This is a genomic window from Serratia sp. B501 (assembly GCF_051172315.1).
In the GTDB taxonomy this organism is placed as follows: domain Bacteria; phylum Pseudomonadota; class Gammaproteobacteria; order Enterobacterales; family Enterobacteriaceae; genus Serratia; species Serratia ureilytica.
In genome coordinates, this window is record NZ_JBPIZB010000006.1 from 182,314 (window position 1) to 198,700 (window position 16,387).

A 16,387-nucleotide genomic window follows, 5' to 3' on the forward strand; every position below is an offset into this window, starting at 1 on the left:
GATAAAAAAGCCCGCACAACGGCGGGCTTGGCGAGGGCGAAGGGCGTTTAACGCCCTTTTTTCTTGCGCCCTGGCTGGGCAAAGCGTTTGCGTCCGGCCGGCGCAGCGGCTTTGTCGGCGCCTTTCGGCCCGCCGGTGCTCGGCTTTTTCGCCGCGGCGGATTTGGCCGGGGCCTTCTTCGCCGGCTTGGCCTCGGACGAAGAGCCTTCAATCAGTTTGAACAGCTCGATCAGCTCGTCATCGGTCAGATCGCGCCATTCGCCCAGCGGCAAGCCTTTCAGGCTCACGTTCATGATGCGCGTGCGTTCCAGCTTGGTGACCTCGTAGCCGAAGTGTTCGCACATGCGGCGGATCTGGCGGTTCAGCCCCTGCACTAGCGTGATGCGGAACACGAACGGCGCTTCTTTCTTCACCTTGCACTTTTTGGTCACCGTGCCCAGCATCGGCACGCCGGCGCCCATGCCGCGAATAAACTCGTCGGTCACCGGCTTGTTGACCGTCACCAGATACTCTTTCTCGTGATTGTTGCCGGCGCGCAGGATCTTGTTGACCAGGTCACCGTGGTTGGTCAGAAAGATCAGCCCCTGCGAATCCTTGTCCAAGCGGCCGATCGGGAAGATGCGTTTGCTGTGGTTGACGAAGTCGGCGATGTTGTCGCGCTCGCCATCTTCGGTGGTGGTGACGATGCCGACCGGTTTGTTCAGCGCGATCAGCACCAGATCTTCTTCATTGCGCGGTTCGATCAGCTGACCGTTAACCTTCACCACATCGCCGGCAAATACCTGGGCGCCAACGGTGGCGCGTTTACCGTTGATGAAAACGTTGCCCTGTTCGATGTATCGATCGGCGTCGCGGCGCGAGCAGATACCGCTCTCGCTAATGTATTTGTTCAGACGAATGGATGAGTTAGTCAGCATGGGATCTCCGTAAAACGCGGACTATACATTACCCGGATGGCGCTGCGAAGCGAATCATGCAGGGGGGGCTGGATAAGCGTATCCTGACCACGGTTGCTACAAAGGTATTTGCAATATTTTTTTTCGTTTAATTAATTATAGAAAATCGATGGGGATTTCCCTGAAAGTCATTCAAGTTATAAATGGATTATGCCAAATGCAATTCTTTAAGAGTTCATGTATAGATTCATTTTAAAAAAGTATTAGGATATTGATAAATTCAAGGAGGGATAAATGAACGCATTGGCCGAAGAAGGGATATTACGACGTATGACCATAGGGGAAATAAAATTGGCTCGCCATATATATGGAAACTCAATTATATATGGTCGTGTATGGATACGCTGTGATAGCTATTTTCCGTTTGGCTTACAAAACAGAAGTTATGCCATGGCACCTAATGGTGAGTTATGGTTACGGAGGGAGCTCTATAAAGACGATTTTTCTGATAATAGGGTTCTGATAGAAGATAAACATCTTTTCATCCATGAATTGGGGCATGTATGGCAACATCAGCATGGACAATGGGTAAGAATGCGTGGGTTGTTTAGTTGGGCGGCTGAGTACAACTATCGTCTTGATAGAAATAAAATTACTGATTACTCGCTGGAACAACAAGCTTCGATTTTTGCTGATTACTGGTTGCTGTTGGTTTATGGTATTGAAACGTGGCGTTATTATCAACGTCCTGGACGAGTGGGTAGGTACAGGGGAACCGATAGTTTGCGTGACATTCATGCACTTTATCAAAAAATTATTAGGGGATGAGAGGGAGCATGAAAAAATATGTGGTTCTATTCACGGCCTGCTTTTTGGTCGGCTGTCCGGGGCCTGGCGATAAGTTTACTCCGCGTTTCCCCGCCGTCGTCACTGCCAAAGATAACCATGTCTGCATTCTTTCTTCTATGAAGGCGGGGGATAATATCCGCTTCGTTCAGATTTATAGCGAATCAGGCGATAAGCTCATTAAAGATATCGATAATGACGCTTTTTTTGTTGAACCGGGGAGGTGCATGCCGGTATTCGACTATGCTTTTCGGCCAGGGAGGCGCTATTCCGTCGCCTACGATGTACAGACACCCGAAGGTTCGCATTTGATTACCGCCGCATTCATGGTTGTCTCCGACGAACGGGGCAACCTGAGGGTTAACGATTAACGTATGTTCTTAGGTTCAGTTTGTTGGGCTGCGTTAGGTTGTAGAATGAAAGGCTATGAAAAAATTTGCCCTGTTGCTCGCTAACGTATTGGCTGTTGTTGGGCTGGCTGTGCTGACAATAAAGCTTTTTCCTGTACCCAGGCTAAACCAGAATCAAACCGCTTGGCTGATTGACGCCAGTGAGTTTTTTCATTTTAACGATACGGAATGGTTTGGCGCGCTCGTTTTTGGCGCGGTTTATCTGTTGGCTGGATGTCTGGAATGGTTCTTTATCCGCCTAATCTTTCAACGGGTGAGCTGAGGACACCGTCATTAACTCTCATCACCGTTCCCCCACCTTCACCACCCGGGTATTCAGCGGGGTGAGCGTCTGCCCGGCGTTGCCGATCGGCGTCAGGCGCGGGACGGGGCGGCCGCTGTCGCTTTCCACCAGCGTTGAATGCGCCTCTCCTTCGGCGAACAAATGATCTTCCCCCCACTGGCGCAGGCCGACGATCACCGGAAACAGCGCGCGGCCTTTCTCGGTCAGCACATATTCCTGATAGGCGCTGCCGTCTGCGGCGGGCACGATCTCCAGTACGCCGTGCGTCACCAGCGCGCGCAGCCGGGTGGCAAGGATGTTCTTCGCCATCCCCAGCCCTTTTTGAAATTCGCTGAAGCGGGTGACGCCGTCGAAGGCGTCGCGCACGATCAGCAGCGACCACCAGTCGCCAATCACATCCAGCGTGCGCGCCACCGGGCACGGCGCGTCTTCCAGGCTTTTACGTTTCACGACGGTTATCTCCAGCTGCACATTCTGGTTGCATTATAAAACCTCTGCGCCTAAAGTTCATTGGGTTTAATAATGAAACCAGATTGAGGTGTGCGATGAGCGACAAACTGTTGGATCCTCCCTGCGCGGTGCTGGGGCGCCTGCCGGCCACCCTGGTGCTGCTGTTGGCCGCCGCCAGCGCCTTTAGCGTGGCCAACGTTTACTATGCGCAGCCGCTGCTGGACGCCATCGCCCATGATTTTTCCATCAGTCTGGCGGCGGTCGGCATGGTGATCACCGTGACCCAACTGGGCTGCGCGCTGGCGCTGCTGTTGGTGGTGCCGCTGGGGGATCGGCTGAACCGGCATCGGTTGCTGGCGGGGCAACAGCTGGGACTGATCGCTGCGCTTCTGCTGGTGGGCTGGGCGTCCAGCGCGCCCTGGCTGCTGGCGGGGATGTTGCTGGTGGGGCTACTGGGCACCGCCATGACGCAGGGGCTGATCGCATTCGCCGCCGCCCTGGCACCGCCGCAGGAGCGCGGACGGGTGGTCGGCGCGGCGCAGGGCGGGGTAGTGCTGGGGTTGCTGCTGGCGCGCACCTTGTCCGGCGCGCTGGCGGACGTTGGCGGCTGGCGTACGGTGTACTTCTTCTCTGCCGGAGTAACGCTGGTATTGCTGCCGATCCTGTCGCGCCTGCTGCCAGCGCCACGCACCGCGCCCAGCACGCTGAGTTATCCCGCGCTGCTGGGTTCAATGCTGAGCCTGTTGCTGCATGACCGCACGCTGCAAATTCGCGGCATGCTGGCGCTGCTGATGTTCGGCGCTTTCAGCCTCTTTTGGAGTTCGCTGGTGTTGCCGCTGAGCCGGCCGCCGTTCAACTTCACCCATGCCGCAGTGGGAGCGTTCGGCCTGGTCGGCGCGGTGGGCGCGCTGGCGGCGGTGCGCGCCGGGCATCTGGCGGATCGCGGGTTGGGGCAGGCGGCCAGCGGCGCGTGTCTGCTGCTGTTGACGCTGGCCTGGCTGCCGCTCGGTTTGCTCGGCAGCGGCCTGGTTTGGCTGGTGGCGGGCATCGTGCTGCTGGATCTGGCGGGCCAGGCGATCCACGTGTTGAACCAGAGCATGATTTTCAGCGCACACCCGCAGTCGCACAGCCGGCTGGTGGCCTGCTACATGCTGTTTTACGCCGTCGGCAGCGGGCTGGGCGCCTTTGCCGGCACCCATGTGTACGCCTGGGCGGGCTGGAGCGGTGTTTGTTGGCTGGGGGCGGGCGTCAGCCTGAGCGCATTGCTGTTTTGGCGGCTGACGCTGCGCGGGATGCCGGAGACTGCCGGTGCCGAGGGCTAAGGGGCCGGCGAATGCATCAGGTAATAATCTTCTTCACCGTCGTTGCCGGTAGAGATGATGCGCCAGCCGTGCTTGCGGTAGAACGCCAGCGCCTTTTCATTTTTCACCAGGCATTTCAGCGAGCCGGTGGCGGTGAAAGTGGCTTGCGCCGCCTGCAGCAGCGCACTGCCGACGCCGCGCGGCGGCTGATGGGGATCGACATACAGGTTATGAATGAAGTTATCTTCGCGGTAGACGGAGACAAATCCCAGCAGCACGCCGCCGTCTTCCGCCACCCAAATCGCTTCGCCCAGCGTCGCGCCGTCGAAATCTTCCAACTGATAGTTTGAGGTATCGCGCCAGCCGAACGCCGCCTTGCGCGACGCCAGGTACAGCGTGCGCAGGAAGGGGCGATCGGTCTCTTGGTAGGGTCTTATCTGCATGGCATCTCCCGGTGGTTTGTGCTCACTATAGCGCATGGCGCCGGGCGTGCACGGCCACAAACGGAAAATGCTAGGCGTCACCCCAGGCGGGCAGGCGATTGACCCCGTCGCTCAGCTCCTGAGCCAGGTGGCGCACGGTGTCGGCGTGCAGGGCAGCCAGCGGTGGATGAAAGTCGGGCGCCCGCAGCGCTTGCGGCGCGCTGGCAAGTTGCGCCGCATACTCGGCGAGAACGCGCCCGCCCTGGCGTTGCACCTCGAGCAGCGCCGCGCGTTCCTGCACGGACAGCGCCGCCCCGCTGCCTGTCAGATAGGTGTTGAGCTTTTCACTGGTCAGCAACAGGCTGCGCGTCTGGTTAAAGATCAGTTGGATATGCCGGGTGAAGCTTTCATGGTTATCATCCGCCAACTGCCAGGTAGGCTCCAGTGTCACCCGGGCCACCACCGCTTCGCAGCCCTCGATCTTTTGCCAGATGCCGATGGCGTTGGTGTTCTCGCCGCCGAGGAAGCGCGCCAGCTCCCGCAGCACGGTGGCAACCTGCTGCCGCAGCGACTCCCCTTCGTATTCCGGCCACAGCGTGGCGTGAATGAAGGTGGCGACCCCTACCCCCAGCACGATGCCGATCAGGCGATCGCGGATCTCGGTCAGCTCGGTGACCGGGCCGAAGCTTTCCAGCAGCGCCAGGGAAAAGGTGAACAGGATCTGTACCCCGGCATAGCTTATTTTCTCGGAGCCGGCGGCGATCCAGGCGGAGAGGGCGATCACCGGCAGCGTCAGCAGCAGCAAGCCGACGAGGCTATCGAGGTGAGGCATGATCCACACCACCGAGATCAGCGCCAGCAGGCTGCCGATCGCCGCGCCGCCGAGACGCAGCCGCGCCCGCCGCTGCGTGGCACCGAGGCTGGGCTGCGCCACGATCAGGCAGCTCAGCATGATGGTATGAATGCCGGACCAATCGACGGCGGTATAAAACACGTAGGCGACCAGCACGGTCAGCAGCGTTTTCAACGAAAACTGGATGTAAACCGGGTTGGTCAGGGCGTCGGGGGTAAAGAAGGGCACTTTCGGCGGTGGGGCGGCCTGCAGAGCGTCGGCGTAGTCGCTGCGGTTGGCGTAGACCTGCAGGTGGGTGGCCATTTCATTGAGCGGCGCCGGTACCTGCGGATCGTCGCTGCCGGCCATCGCCACGGAAAATCGCAGCGCGCTGTCGTGGCTTATCGCCGTTTGCAGCGCGCGGCAGGCAGCGTCTATCTCTTGCGCCAATTGACGCGCGGCTGCGCCGAAAGCCGGCGGCAGCTGGTAGGCCAGGATATTGAGCTGCAACACCAGGGTGATCAGCGCCAGATAACCGGGCTCGTTGGCGCGGCAGCGATCGCTGCGCATCACTGAAAAGCGCAGCAGTTTATGCAGCTCGGTGGCGTGCTGCGAGATGGCGCTCAGATCGCGCGTCTCGTCGCCTTGGGCCAACATAGCGCGAGTTTCATCCAACACCGCGATCATCCGGCTTTTCAACTGCTTCATCGGTTCAGCCGGCAGCAGCAGGGTATTGACGATCAGGGTGAGCAAGATGGCGTAGTTGATCGCCACCCAGACCCACAGCACCAGCCGTATCACCACTTCCGCCTGCGGGGTGAGATCGACAAAGCTTTGCGTGTAGATCACCACCAGCGCCATCAGGAAGAACAGCACCCCGACCTTGGTCACCCGCATCAGGAACACGCTGAGGAAAAACAGCGCGCTGGAGAGCAGGATGCGCAGCATCGGGTAGTCGTAGGTAAACTTCAGCACCAGGATGGCGGCGCCGATCGCCAGCGTGGAGCTGACGAAGAACAGAATGCCGATCGCGCGGGTGATCACGATATTGGACTGCGTGATAAAGAAGACAGCAATCAGCGACAGCGCCAGCCACGGCACCTGCAGCGTCTGCGAGATCACGATGGCGATCGCGCTGGAGAGCAGGGCGCGGATCACCAGGTTGATGCGGCTGTCAGAAGGGCGCAGCTCGTCGATCAGTTGAGGCAGCCAACCGCGAGACATCGTTTTACTCTTCATGGCGCAGGTTCAGCTTCGCCACCGCCGAAGCGCCCACGCGGAACAGCGCCGGGTTGGGGGCTTCTACTGCGATCTTGACCGGGAAGCGCTGCGAAACGTGCACCCAGTTGATATTGCGCGACACGTTGGGCAGGCCGCCCAGCACGGTGCCGCCGTCGTCGGGCTGCACGCCGTAACTGATCGATTCCACCTTGCCGCTGAATGTCTGGCCGGCGTCGCTCATCAGATACAGCGTGGCCGGCACGCCGGGATGCACGCCTTTCAGGTCGGTTTCGCGGAAGTTGGCGACTACGTACCAGCGGCGGGTGTCTATCAGGGTGAACACCGGTTTGGCGCTGGAGGCATATTGGCCGACGGTGGTTTTCAGGGAGGCGATGCGGCCGTCGAACGGCGCTCTCACCTCGGTGAATTCCAGGTTCAGTTTGGCGATGGCGATGTCGGCCTGCACTTCGGCGCGCTGCGCGACCAGGGCCTCGACGCCGCTGACGGCGGCTTCCGCCTGTTTCGCCTGCAGCAACGCGGCCTGCAGCTCCGCCTGCGCCGAGCGCTGGGAGGTGCGGGCGGTTTCCACTTCTTCCGCCGAAACGTAGTTCTTGCCGAGCAGTTTCTGCCGGCGGTTAAGGGTGTCGGTCGCCTGCGCCACCAGCGCCTGCGAGCGTTTGACGATGGCGTTCATCGATTCGGCATTGTACTGCTGCGCGTTGACCGAACGCTGCGTCAGCTTGATCTGTTCATTCAGCGTGATCAGGCGGGCCTCGCTGGCCGCCAGCGCATCCAGATAAGGGCGCGGATCGATGCGGAACAGCAGATCGCCTTGCCGCACTTCCTGATTGTCGCGGATTGGCATCTCGATGATGCGGCCGTTCACCTCCGGCACCACGTTGATGGTGTCGGCATAGGCGTAGGCATCGTCGGTAGTGGGGGCGTTTTCCACCCGCCAGACGACGACGGCGGCCACGATGAACGTCAACGCCAGGATGGCAAGCACCAGCAGTCTACGCCGGTTTGGGGTGTGTGGTTGGGTCATGGCGTCAGTCTCAGTGGGGGAAAACCAGTAACCAGATCAGCATGGCGATCAGCGCGGTCAGCGCCGGATACGTCAGCAGCTGCGGCGCCAGCCAGGCGCGTTTTTCCGGGGTGCGCAGCAGCAGGTGGATCGCCACCATGCCCGCCACGCCGCCGCACAGGCAAAACAGCCAGTCGGGGAACGAAGCGCCGAACACCACTATCGACGGTGCCGGCGAGCACCCGGTGAGCAACAGCGCGGTCAGGCAGGAGATAAGCAGTTTTTTGTCGGGCATAGGGCGTTCTCTGGCGATTGGCTTGGGCGACGGGCCGAATGAAATGACTCTTTTTCAGTGAGTGAGGTCACTGTTTGTCTTCCCCACGCTTGCGCCAGGGGAAACTAGAATAAATACTCTACTCTAAACTAGAGGAATTAATCTAGTTTTTTGTATCGCCCTGCCTTCGCGGCGGCAAATGGGTATAATGCGTTGATGACAGCGGGCAGAAACGAATATGCAAATCGACGAACACATCACCGGGCGAGAGCCGCAGCAGGAAAGAGGGCGGCAACGCGTACAAACCATTCTGGATTCGGCGGCGGCGATCGTGGCCCAGGACGGGCTGGCGGCGCTCAGCATGCAGCGGCTCGCCAAGCACGCCAAAACCTCCATCGGCTCGATGTATCACTTCTTTCCCGATCGCCACGCGGTGATCAAAGCGCTGGCGGATCGGCATACCGAGTCGGTCGAGGCGCTGATCCGCGACATGGCGTTGGCCAGTGACGACGAGTGGCGGCGCCTCTCCGCTGAAGCGGTGATCCAGCGGCTGTTTTCACCCTATGCGCAGTACCTGCGCGAGCACACCGACTACCTGCCGGTGATGCGGGAAATGAACCTGCCGGACGAAAAGTCCAGCTTCCTGGCGCTGATCGCCCGCGTGCTGCAGCTGCGCCGCCCCGAGACCGCCGAAGCGGAGATCCTGCAGCAAACCCGGCTGTTGCAAAGCCTGGTGGCCGGTACGCTGCACCATATCTTCAAGACCGCGCCGCAGAGCGTGGCGTTCACGCTGGCGGAGCTGCCCGGCGTGCTGAGCCTGTATCTGGCGGGAAAAGAGGGAAGCACCGCTTAGGTGCGAGCCGATTTATTCGCTTGTTTGTCCGCGCCGCCACTGGCATGATCCCCTGCAGGGATTAACGCAACGTTGATCACAACCTATTGATTTTCATGACTCGGGGTGCCCTTCTACGTGAAGGCTGAGAAATACCCGTATTACCTGATCTGGATAATGCCAGCGTAGGGAAGTCACGGCCGCCCAGCCGGCGCCGCCTTCTTGAACGCCGGTTGGGAGGAATATGATCGCTCGACCTGATGCACTACCCGGCGCCCGTGCCGCGGCCTGCCTGACCCAATTCCAACAGCGGCCTCCGCTGATCCACTGCCTGACCAACGAAGTGGTGCAATCGCTGACCGCCAACGTGCTATTGGCGCTCGGCGCCTCCCCGGCGATGGTGGTGGAGCCGCAAGAGGCGGCGCAGTTCGGCGCGCTGGCCGACGGCCTGCTGATCAACGTCGGCACCCTTAACGCGCTGCGCGCCGAATCGATGCGGGCGGCGGTGGCCGCCGCCAATCGGGCCGGTAAGCCCTGGACGCTGGATCCGGTGGCGGTCGGCGCGCTCTCCTACCGCACCGCCTTCGCCAAACAGCTGCTGGACGAGAAACCGGCGGCGATACGCGGCAACGCCTCGGAAATCATGGCGCTCAGCGGGTTGCTGGCCAGCGGCCGCGGCGTGGATAGCGGCGACGACTCGCTGGCGGCCTTGCCCGCCGCGCGTGAGCTGGCGCAGCGCAGCGGCGCGGTGGTGGCGGTCACCGGCGCGGTGGATTACGTCACCGACGGCCAGTGCGATTGGGCGATCGAAGGCGGCTCCCCGCTGATGACGCGGGTGGTGGGCACCGGCTGCGCGCTGTCGGCGGTGGTGGCGGCGTTTTGCGCCCTGCCGGGCGATCGCCTGGACAACGTGGCGACCGCCTGCCGGGTGATGTCCCACTGCGGCGGTCTGGCGGCCAGGCAGGCCGCCGGGCCGGGCAGCTTTACGCCGGCGTTCCTCGATGCCCTGTATCAACTGCGCGGGGAGGATCTGTGATGAAACGCATTAACGCCCTGACCATCGCCGGCACCGATCCCAGCGGCGGCGCCGGCATTCAGGCCGATTTGAAGGCCTTCTCGGCGCTTGGCGCCTACGGCACCTCGGCGATCACCGCGCTGGTGGCGCAGAATACCCGCGGCGTGCAGTCGGTGTATTACATCGATCCGGCGTTCGTCGCCGCGCAGCTGGACTCGGTGTTCAGCGACGTGCGCATCGACAGCGTCAAGATCGGCATGCTGGCCAACGCCGACATCGTGCAGGCGGTGGCCGAACGGCTGCGCCATTACCGGCCGGAGTTCGTGGTGCTGGACACCGTGATGCTGGCGAAAAGCGGCGATCCGCTGTTGGCGCCGGAGGCGGTGGCGTCTATTCGGCGCGAGCTGTTGCCGCTGGTGTCGATCATTACGCCGAACCTGCCGGAAGCGGCGGCGCTGCTGGCGTGCGCGCCGGCGGAAGATGAAGCGCAGATGCGCGAGCAGGGGCGGGCGCTGCTCGCGATGGGCTGCCGGGCGGTGCTGATGAAGGGCGGCCACCTGAGCGAAAGCGAGAGCCCGGACTGGCTGTTTACCGCCGAAGGCGAGCAGCGCTTTACGGCGCCGCGCGTCGCCACCCGCCACACCCACGGCACCGGTTGCACGCTCTCGGCCGCGCTGGCGGCGCTGCGCCCGCGCCATGCCGACTGGGCGGCCACGGTGGCCGCCGCCAAGGACTATCTGCAACAAGCGCTGCAACAGGCGGATACGCTGGAAGTGGGGCACGGCATTGGGCCGGTGCATCATTTTCACGCCTGGTGGTGAGTCAACTTTTTGCCGCGACTGTGGTCTGACTAGTTCAGGCCCGGTTTACGGGCGAAACCTGATTTAACCTAGGGAGAAGGACTATGACGGGACACCAGGCGCTGCGTTGCGCCCTCTTCGGCGCACTGCTCAGCTTCAGCGCAGGCAGCTTTGCTCAGCAGATTGTCACCACATCGGATTTGATTCAGCAGCCGGGGTATCAGGCCAGCTGGCAAAATATGGTCAAGGGCCAGGCGCGGATGCCGGGCTGGGCGCGCAAAGGCGTCGGCACCTCTACGCCGGCGCAAAACTTGAGCTGGAAGGGCAAAGAGTATCTGGTCGGCAACCTGTGCAAACCGCACGACTGCGGCAACAACTTTTTGATCGTGGCGTTCAGCGCGGACAAATCCCAGGCCTGGGGCGTGCGGGTGGAAGTGGAAGATCGGCCGGAAGCCGTCGATCATCCGAAGAAATACGCCAAGTACCAGTGGCTCGGCAAGCCGAATGACGACATGAAGGCGCTGCTTAAGCAGCAGTTCGAGAACAATCCCGACTGGAAATGATCTGACCGGGGGCGCTGACGATGCCGCCCCCGGCGTCGATCAGCCGATGCCGGCCTGATGCAGATCGTGCAGGTTGAGCGCCCCCACCAGCACGCCATCCATGTTGACCACCGGGGCCGCGCTGATGTGCTGTTCGTGCAGCGCTTCCAGCGCTTCGCCGGCGCGCCACTGCTCCGGCAGCCGATAGCCGGGGCGGGTGATCGCCGGGCTGAGCGGATCCTGCAGGCTGTTGCCCTTCACCAGCCAGCGGCGCAGGTCGCCGTCGGTAAACACGCCCACTACCCGCTGCTGCGCGTCGCACACCGCCACCAACCCGAGCCCGGTGCGGCTCAGTTCCAGCATCGCTTCCATCACGTTGGCGCTTTCGCTCACGCGCGGCAGGCGATCGCCGGTGCGCATCAGGTGATGCACGCGGTTCAACAGGCGCGCCCCCAGGCTGCCGCCCGGGTGCGAGCGGGCGAAGTCTTCCGCATTGAAACCGCGCTGGCGCATCAGCGCCATCGCCAGGGCGTCGCCCATCATCAGGGTGTTGACCGCGCTGGAGGTGGGCGCCAGCCCCATCGGGCAGGCTTCGCGCTCGACGCCGATATCCAGTACGCAGGCCGCGGCCTGCGCCAGCGGCGACTCTTTGCCGCCGGTGATGGCGATCACCGGAATGCCGTTCTCCGCCAGCAGCGGCAGGATCAGGTCCAGCTCTTTGGCGCGGCCGGAGTAGGAGATGAACACCACCACGTCGTCGGCGCCGATCATGCCGAGATCGCCGTGCAGCGCCTCCGCCGGATGAACGAAGAACGACGGCGTGCCGGTGCTGGCCAGCGACGCGGCGATTTTTTTGCCGATATGGCCGGACTTGCCGATGCCGGAAATCACCGCTTTGCCGCGGCAGTTCAGCAGCAGCTCGCAGGCGCAGACGAAATTGTCATCCAGGCGCGCCAGCAGGCGCTGCGCTTCGGTCAACTCGATCTCCAGCGTTTCGCGGGCGAAGGCGAGCAGGGCGTTGGCGTTACTCATCGGGGTCTCCTACCAGAATGATATTGATGCCTTTCGCCTGCAGGGCGGCGAGGTAATCGGGGTTGATGTCTCGGTCGGTGATCAGCGTATCGACGGCGCTGAGTTCGCACACCACGTTCGGGCTCTTGCGGCCGAATTTCGAGGAGTCCACCAACAAAATAATGCGGCCGGCGGCTTCGCACATCGCTTTGCTGACGTTGTGCACTTCGTTGAAGGTGGTGACGCCGGCGTTGAGATCGACGCCGTCCGCGCCGATAAACAGCTTGTCGAAGCTGAATTGCTGAAACGCCGATTCGGCCAGGCTGCCGTGGAACGAGGCCGATTTTTTGCGGTAGGTGCCGCCGGGCATCAGGATGGTCTGATCGTTGTCCAGTTCCACCAGCGCGTTGACGATGGTCAGGCTGTTGGTCATCACCGTGATGTTATTGAACTGCGCCAGGTGCGGCACCATCTGCAGCACCGTGCTGCCGGCGTCGAAGATCAGCGAGTCGCCGTCGGCGATCAGCGCCACGGCGGCGCTGGCGATACGGCGTTTTTTCTCGGTGTTGATATGGGTTTTGCGGTCGATCGGCTGATCGCCGTCGTCGCGGCTGAGCACCACGCCGCCGTAGGTACGGATCACCTCGCCTTCTTCTTCCAGCAGGGTGAGATCCTTGCGGATGGTGGTGCCGGTGGTGGAGAAATGCTCGGCCAGGGCGTCCACTGCCGTTTTGCCATGCCGCTGCAGATATTCAAGGATAGCGGCCTGCCGCTGCTTTGGTTTCATCGCGATTCCCGTTCACAAGAGTGGGGCATTTCCTCTCGCTGAATAATTCACTATGAAAGGTAATGTCTTTTAATGTGAAAATATCACGATTTGGGCGCAATCGCTAACGATAGTGCAGACTGGCATGCGCGATCCTCGGGGAAGATCACATCCGGGCGCAAATCCCGCTGATGCAAACCGTGCAAATGAGGCAGCGGGCGGGGCCGGGCGAAAACGGTCAGGCCGCGCAGCAACAGGCTGCCGCACACCCGCCGATCGGCGTCGAAGGCCAGCGCCAGCACCACCCGCGGGCGAAAACGGCCGCCGGAGCGGCCGACGCCGACGGCGCCCAGTCGGCATAAGCTGTCGAAGGCGCGGTTGAAACGTTGCAGTTGCCACCAGCCGAAGGCGATTTGCAGCAGCCAGGCCAGCAGCGCGGAGGCGATCAAAGCTTGTGTCATGGGGTTCTCCTTATGCCCCCTTCCGCGGAAGGGGGCGTCGGTGGCGTCAGAACATCACCTGGCCGCCGGTGATGTTGATCGATTGGCCGGTGCAGTAAGAGGCCTTATCGCTGGCGTAGAACAGCAGGGTGTTCAGCACGTCCTGGTAGTCGCAGCCGCGCTTCAGCGGCACTTTGTCGATGTAGTACTGCTCCACCTGGTCCGGCGCGATGCCCAGTTTTTGCGCGTACTGCGGCAGCAGCGATTGGAACATCGGCGATTTCAGCAGGTTGCCGAGCATCAGCGAATGCACGGTAATGCCGTATTCCGCCAGATCGAGCGCCAGCGACTGCGTTAGCCCCACGCCGCCGAATTTGGCGGCGCTGTAGCCGGAGTTGTGCTTGCTGCCGACCTTGCCGGACTTGGAGTTGATCTGAATGATGCGCCCGGCGATGCCGTCGCGGATCATCAGGCGCGAGAACTCGCGGGCGCAGAGGAAATAGCCCACCAGGTTCACCTGCAGCGAGCGGTCGAAGTCGCCCAGCGGGAAGTCGGTGATCGGCGCCGCCTTGGCGATGCCGGCGCTGTACACCAGCAGGTTGGTTTGGCCGAATTCCCGGTCAACCGCCGCCGCCAGCGCGATCACGCTCTGCTCGTCGGTGGCGTCGGCCTGAAAACCGCAGGCGCTGCCTGCGCCAAACGCTTCGTTGATCTGCTGTGCCACCCGATTGGCGTTGTCGGCGTTCAGATCGGCCACCGCCACCCGATAACCGGCCTGCGCCAGCCCGTGGGACAAAAAGGCGCCTAACGTTTGGCCGCCGCCAATCACTACAGCTACTTCAGACATGGTCTACTCCTTATGCGATAAATGACAGCGTGCTGCCCAACGGGATATCGGTCGGCGTCGGGCCGGATACGTGGATCGAGCCGGGGAATTCGGCTTCGGCTTCGCCGTCGAAGCGCACGGTGATGTGGCCCAGCTCGCGCAGATTCTGCGTGGCGACGCTGCCGACGGCGGTGATGGCGTAGCGCCGCTGCGCCAGCTCCATCACGCCGCCCACCTGCAGCTCACCGACGGTTGCGCCGTGGCGGTGGATGAAGCAGAACTCTTCGATATCCGCCGGCGCGCCTTCACGGAAAGTGATCAGCATGTTGTCCAGCAACGCGTCGCGGGCGCAGCCGCCGATCTGCGTGATGGTGGTATGAAAAATGGTGTGCATAAACGTCTCCCTGGAAATCATGCTATTGATAAATAAAGGCCGAGGCGGCCCAGGCGATCAACACCGTCGGCGCGCCGGTCAGAAAGCGGCCAACCAGCACTGAAGGCACGCCGACCCGTACGGTGTCCTGTTTGGCTTCCGCCAGCGACAGGCCGACCGGAATGAAGTCGCAGGCGGCCTGCGCGTTGATGGCGAACAGCGCGGGCAGCGCCAGCTGCGGCGGAATATGGCCGAGGCCGATCTGCACCCCGACCAGCACGCCGATCACCTGGGCGATGACCGCGCCGGGGCCGAGGAACGGCGACAGCAGTGGGAATGAGCAGATCAGCGCCAGCGTCACCAGGCCGATCGGGCTGTTGGCCAGCGGCGTCAGGCCGTGGGCGATAAAGTCCCCGAGGCCGGAGGCCATGATGATGCCGATCAAGGCCGAGACGAACGCCATAAACGGTAGGATGGTTTTCAGCACGGTGTCGATGGTGTCGCGCCCGGCCTGGAAGAACACCGCCACCACCGATCCCATGCCCATGCCGACCTTCGCCAGCAGCCCGTCGCTTTGCTCGGTGATCTTCTTGCTGGTGTCGTAGTCGCGCGCCTTGGGCGGCGCTGCAACGGCGGCGGCGGGTTGACTATCTGCCGCTTCGATTCGGCTGATGTTGTGGTCGCGCACGCCGGAGACATAGATGTCTTCGAGGATAAACTGCGCCAGCGGGCCGGACTGGCCAGTGGCGTGGATGTTGACCGTCGGAATGCGGCGTTTCGGATACAGGCCGCAGCGCAGGGTGCCGCCGCAGTCGATCACCGCCACCCCGATCTCTTCCGCCGGCGGCTCGCCCTCTTTGAAACCGTCGATGGCCGGCCAGCCGGTCAATTCGCTGAGGCGATCGACGATGGAAGGCCGGGTGCCGGCGGTGATGTACACCACTTTTTTGCCGGGTTCTATCGGCAGCTCCAGGGGGCCGCCCCAGCCGCTGGCGCCTTTTTCAATACGGATATAAGCACTCATGCTGAACTCCACGAATTAAAGTTGCACCTGGCGATCCAGACGGATGCCCATCTTGCGTTCGAACAGGCTGGTGGTGAGATCGGTGACCCAGCCGCGGAAGAAGTTGGTGAACAGCCCCACCAGGAAATAGCTCACCGCCAGCGGGCCGAGCGGCAGGCCGAGGGTGGTCAGGCCGCTGGCGATGCCGAGGTAAACGAACAGTTCGCCGGGATTGATGTGCGGAAACAGGCCGTTCATCGAGTGGCAGCTGTAGGAGGCCGCCGCGTAGTAGCTCGGCTTGTATTTCTCCGGCATGAAGCGCCCCAGGCTGAGGGTCATCGGGTTGCAGAAGACAAAGGTGCCGATCAGCGGCAGCAGCAGATAACGCGAGACGGGGTTGCCCGCGCAGCGCTGCGCCAATCGTTCGATACGTTCCTGGCCAACAAATTTGATCAGCGCGTTCATGATAACCAACAGGCTGATCAACAAAGGCAAAATGCCGGTCACCATGCCGACAAACACTTCACCGCCTTTCTGAAACAGGCCGATAAACCACTCGGCGCCGTGGGTGATTAGCTCAATCATTATGTTCTCCTGTAATGGACTGATATGGCCTGGAGCGAACGGCGGCTCTGTCGCCATGGGCCTTACAGTAGTCACTTTGTTGGGCTATTTGTTTTAAATAGATCACAATTTGAAAGATAAATATTTTATTTTGAAAGTTTAAAGTGAAAGAAAGAGAAGGTCTGTGGCACGAGGGGGAGAAAACGGGCACAAAAAAGCCCGGCGAACCGGGCTTTGGGACAGGCGGTCCGTCACA

General features: G+C 61.6%; 21 protein-coding genes and 1 riboswitch. Of the genes, 8 read left to right on the plus strand and 13 right to left on the minus strand.

What is annotated here, in order from left to right:
* Nucleotides 1-47 precede the first annotated feature (47 nt).
* Nucleotides 48-917 carry a 23S rRNA pseudouridine(2604) synthase RluF gene (gene rluF, locus ACSBQV_RS18555; protein WP_038873794.1) on the minus strand — a complete coding sequence of 290 codons (870 nt, stop codon included), beginning with the start codon at nt 915-917 and terminating at the stop codon, nt 48-50.
* 273 nt (nt 918-1,190) lie between these two features.
* Between rluF and ACSBQV_RS18560 the strand changes: the two genes are divergently transcribed.
* From ACSBQV_RS18560 to ACSBQV_RS18570, 3 genes are read left to right on the plus strand one after another with little or no spacing between them, the layout of a single operon-like run.
* Entirely contained in the window at nt 1,191-1,724 is a 534-nt protein-coding gene (locus ACSBQV_RS18560; RefSeq protein ID WP_099782407.1) for a type IV secretion protein Rhs, read from the plus strand.
* Nucleotides 1,725-1,732: 8 nt separating this feature from the next.
* Nucleotides 1,733-2,113, plus strand: a complete 381-nt coding sequence (locus ACSBQV_RS18565; RefSeq protein ID WP_049866702.1) for a putative T6SS immunity periplasmic lipoprotein — start codon at nt 1,733-1,735, stop codon at nt 2,111-2,113.
* A gap of 55 nt (nt 2,114-2,168) precedes the next feature.
* Nucleotides 2,169-2,414, plus strand: a complete 246-nt coding sequence (locus ACSBQV_RS18570) for a DUF1158 family protein (RefSeq protein ID WP_047025601.1) — start codon at nt 2,169-2,171, stop codon at nt 2,412-2,414.
* A 21-nt stretch (nt 2,415-2,435) separates the two neighbouring features.
* On the opposite strand, the gene ACSBQV_RS18575 is transcribed toward ACSBQV_RS18570, so the two are convergent.
* Nucleotides 2,436-2,885 carry a winged helix-turn-helix transcriptional regulator gene (locus tag ACSBQV_RS18575; protein ID WP_042785200.1) on the minus strand — a complete coding sequence of 150 codons (450 nt, stop codon included), beginning with the start codon at nt 2,883-2,885 and terminating at the stop codon, nt 2,436-2,438.
* Between the two features lie 95 nt (nt 2,886-2,980).
* Between ACSBQV_RS18575 and ACSBQV_RS18580 the strand changes: the two genes are divergently transcribed.
* Nucleotides 2,981-4,207: an MFS transporter gene (locus ACSBQV_RS18580; protein WP_099782408.1), complete on the plus strand. Its 1,227-nt coding sequence runs from the start codon at nt 2,981-2,983 to the stop codon at nt 4,205-4,207.
* Here ACSBQV_RS18580 and ACSBQV_RS18585 read toward each other — a convergent pair.
* The 4 genes from ACSBQV_RS18585 to ACSBQV_RS18600 all read right to left on the minus strand — a co-directional run bounded on the left by ACSBQV_RS18585 (nt 4,204) and on the right by ACSBQV_RS18600 (nt 7,980).
* Nucleotides 4,204-4,629 (minus strand): GNAT family N-acetyltransferase, encoded by a 426-nt coding sequence (locus ACSBQV_RS18585; protein ID WP_099782409.1) that lies wholly within the window; start codon nt 4,627-4,629, stop codon nt 4,204-4,206. The genes ACSBQV_RS18580 and ACSBQV_RS18585 overlap by 4 nt on opposite strands.
* Nucleotides 4,630-4,699: 70 nt before the next feature.
* Nucleotides 4,700-6,664 (minus strand): FUSC family protein, encoded by a 1,965-nt coding sequence (locus ACSBQV_RS18590; RefSeq protein ID WP_099782410.1) that lies wholly within the window; start codon nt 6,662-6,664, stop codon nt 4,700-4,702.
* Between the two features lie 4 nt (nt 6,665-6,668).
* Nucleotides 6,669-7,706, minus strand: a complete 1,038-nt coding sequence (gene mdtN / locus ACSBQV_RS18595) for a multidrug transporter subunit MdtN (protein ID WP_193160475.1) — start codon at nt 7,704-7,706, stop codon at nt 6,669-6,671.
* Between the two features lie 10 nt (nt 7,707-7,716).
* Nucleotides 7,717-7,980, minus strand: coding sequence for a YtcA family lipoprotein (locus ACSBQV_RS18600; protein WP_099782412.1), 264 nt, complete (start codon nt 7,978-7,980; stop codon nt 7,717-7,719).
* A 217-nt stretch (nt 7,981-8,197) separates the two neighbouring features.
* On the opposite strand from ACSBQV_RS18600, the gene ACSBQV_RS18605 reads away from it, so the two are divergent.
* From ACSBQV_RS18605 to ACSBQV_RS18620, 4 genes are all read left to right on the plus strand, one after another.
* The gene (locus tag ACSBQV_RS18605) at nt 8,198-8,812 is read left to right on the plus strand and encodes a TetR/AcrR family transcriptional regulator (protein ID WP_099782413.1); all 615 of its coding nucleotides are present in this window, start codon (nt 8,198-8,200) and stop codon (nt 8,810-8,812) included.
* A gap of 91 nt (nt 8,813-8,903) precedes the next feature.
* Nucleotides 8,904-9,000: riboswitch (TPP riboswitch) on the plus strand.
* Nucleotides 9,001-9,035: 35 nt separating this feature from the next.
* A complete protein-coding gene (thiM, locus tag ACSBQV_RS18610; RefSeq protein WP_099782414.1) occupies nt 9,036-9,827 on the plus strand; it encodes a hydroxyethylthiazole kinase in 792 nt (263 codons plus the stop codon).
* Nucleotides 9,827-10,627 (plus strand): bifunctional hydroxymethylpyrimidine kinase/phosphomethylpyrimidine kinase, encoded by an 801-nt coding sequence (gene thiD, locus ACSBQV_RS18615; protein WP_099782415.1) that lies wholly within the window; start codon nt 9,827-9,829, stop codon nt 10,625-10,627. The genes thiM and thiD overlap by 1 nt, the downstream gene beginning before the upstream one ends.
* Nucleotides 10,628-10,710: 83 nt before the next feature.
* On the plus strand, nt 10,711-11,169 hold the full coding sequence (locus tag ACSBQV_RS18620; RefSeq protein ID WP_099782416.1) for an inhibitor of vertebrate lysozyme family protein: 459 nt from the start codon (nt 10,711-10,713) through the stop codon (nt 11,167-11,169).
* 39 nt (nt 11,170-11,208) lie between these two features.
* Here the strand turns inward: ACSBQV_RS18620 and gutQ are convergent, their stop codons facing one another.
* The 7 genes from gutQ to srlA form a co-directional block, all read right to left on the minus strand.
* On the minus strand, nt 11,209-12,180 hold the full coding sequence (gene gutQ / locus ACSBQV_RS18625; protein WP_049278613.1) for an arabinose-5-phosphate isomerase GutQ: 972 nt from the start codon (nt 12,178-12,180) through the stop codon (nt 11,209-11,211).
* A complete protein-coding gene (gene srlR / locus ACSBQV_RS18630) occupies nt 12,173-12,946 on the minus strand; it encodes a glucitol operon DNA-binding transcriptional repressor SrlR (protein ID WP_016926692.1) in 774 nt (257 codons plus the stop codon). Before srlR ends, gutQ begins: the two co-directional genes overlap by 8 nt.
* 83 nt (nt 12,947-13,029) lie before the next feature.
* Complete coding sequence (gene gutM, locus ACSBQV_RS18635) at nt 13,030-13,386, minus strand: transcriptional regulator GutM (protein ID WP_099782417.1); 357 nt, start codon at nt 13,384-13,386, stop codon at nt 13,030-13,032.
* Between the two features lie 46 nt (nt 13,387-13,432).
* A complete protein-coding gene (gene srlD, locus ACSBQV_RS18640) occupies nt 13,433-14,212 on the minus strand; it encodes a sorbitol-6-phosphate dehydrogenase (protein ID WP_099782418.1) in 780 nt (259 codons plus the stop codon).
* A 10-nt stretch (nt 14,213-14,222) separates the two neighbouring features.
* Nucleotides 14,223-14,585, minus strand: a complete 363-nt coding sequence (gene srlB, locus ACSBQV_RS18645; protein WP_099782419.1) for a PTS glucitol/sorbitol transporter subunit IIA — start codon at nt 14,583-14,585, stop codon at nt 14,223-14,225.
* Between the two features lie 22 nt (nt 14,586-14,607).
* Entirely contained in the window at nt 14,608-15,588 is a 981-nt protein-coding gene (gene srlE / locus ACSBQV_RS18650) for a PTS glucitol/sorbitol transporter subunit IIB (protein ID WP_099782420.1), read from the minus strand.
* Between the two features lie 15 nt (nt 15,589-15,603).
* Complete coding sequence (gene srlA, locus ACSBQV_RS18655) at nt 15,604-16,152, minus strand: PTS glucitol/sorbitol transporter subunit IIC (RefSeq protein ID WP_004941528.1); 549 nt, start codon at nt 16,150-16,152, stop codon at nt 15,604-15,606.
* Nucleotides 16,153-16,387: the final 235 nt, after the last annotated feature.

What these genes read in the sequence shown, in the direction of transcription:
- rluF (WP_038873794.1), bottom strand. Translation starts at nt 917, where the DNA reads ATGCTGACTAACTCATCCATTCGTCTGAACAAATACATTAGCGAGAGC.
- ACSBQV_RS18560 (WP_099782407.1), top strand. Translation starts at nt 1,191, where the DNA reads ATGAACGCATTGGCCGAAGAAGGGATATTACGACGTATGACCATAGGG.
- ACSBQV_RS18565 (WP_049866702.1), top strand. Translation starts at nt 1,733, where the DNA reads ATGAAAAAATATGTGGTTCTATTCACGGCCTGCTTTTTGGTCGGCTGT.
- ACSBQV_RS18570 (WP_047025601.1), top strand. Translation starts at nt 2,169, where the DNA reads ATGAAAAAATTTGCCCTGTTGCTCGCTAACGTATTGGCTGTTGTTGGG.
- ACSBQV_RS18580 (WP_099782408.1), top strand. Translation starts at nt 2,981, where the DNA reads ATGAGCGACAAACTGTTGGATCCTCCCTGCGCGGTGCTGGGGCGCCTG.
- ACSBQV_RS18585 (WP_099782409.1), bottom strand. Translation starts at nt 4,629, where the DNA reads ATGCAGATAAGACCCTACCAAGAGACCGATCGCCCCTTCCTGCGCACG.
- ACSBQV_RS18590 (WP_099782410.1), bottom strand. Translation starts at nt 6,664, where the DNA reads ATGTCTCGCGGTTGGCTGCCTCAACTGATCGACGAGCTGCGCCCTTCT.
- mdtN (WP_193160475.1), bottom strand. Translation starts at nt 7,706, where the DNA reads ATGACCCAACCACACACCCCAAACCGGCGTAGACTGCTGGTGCTTGCC.
- ACSBQV_RS18600 (WP_099782412.1), bottom strand. Translation starts at nt 7,980, where the DNA reads ATGCCCGACAAAAAACTGCTTATCTCCTGCCTGACCGCGCTGTTGCTC.
- ACSBQV_RS18605 (WP_099782413.1), top strand. Translation starts at nt 8,198, where the DNA reads ATGCAAATCGACGAACACATCACCGGGCGAGAGCCGCAGCAGGAAAGA.
- thiM (WP_099782414.1), top strand. Translation starts at nt 9,036, where the DNA reads ATGATCGCTCGACCTGATGCACTACCCGGCGCCCGTGCCGCGGCCTGC.
- thiD (WP_099782415.1), top strand. Translation starts at nt 9,827, where the DNA reads ATGAAACGCATTAACGCCCTGACCATCGCCGGCACCGATCCCAGCGGC.
- ACSBQV_RS18620 (WP_099782416.1), top strand. Translation starts at nt 10,711, where the DNA reads ATGACGGGACACCAGGCGCTGCGTTGCGCCCTCTTCGGCGCACTGCTC.
- gutQ (WP_049278613.1), bottom strand. Translation starts at nt 12,180, where the DNA reads ATGAGTAACGCCAACGCCCTGCTCGCCTTCGCCCGCGAAACGCTGGAG.
- srlR (WP_016926692.1), bottom strand. Translation starts at nt 12,946, where the DNA reads ATGAAACCAAAGCAGCGGCAGGCCGCTATCCTTGAATATCTGCAGCGG.
- gutM (WP_099782417.1), bottom strand. Translation starts at nt 13,386, where the DNA reads ATGACACAAGCTTTGATCGCCTCCGCGCTGCTGGCCTGGCTGCTGCAA.
- srlD (WP_099782418.1), bottom strand. Translation starts at nt 14,212, where the DNA reads ATGTCTGAAGTAGCTGTAGTGATTGGCGGCGGCCAAACGTTAGGCGCC.
- srlB (WP_099782419.1), bottom strand. Translation starts at nt 14,585, where the DNA reads ATGCACACCATTTTTCATACCACCATCACGCAGATCGGCGGCTGCGCC.
- srlE (WP_099782420.1), bottom strand. Translation starts at nt 15,588, where the DNA reads ATGAGTGCTTATATCCGTATTGAAAAAGGCGCCAGCGGCTGGGGCGGC.
- srlA (WP_004941528.1), bottom strand. Translation starts at nt 16,152, where the DNA reads ATGATTGAGCTAATCACCCACGGCGCCGAGTGGTTTATCGGCCTGTTT.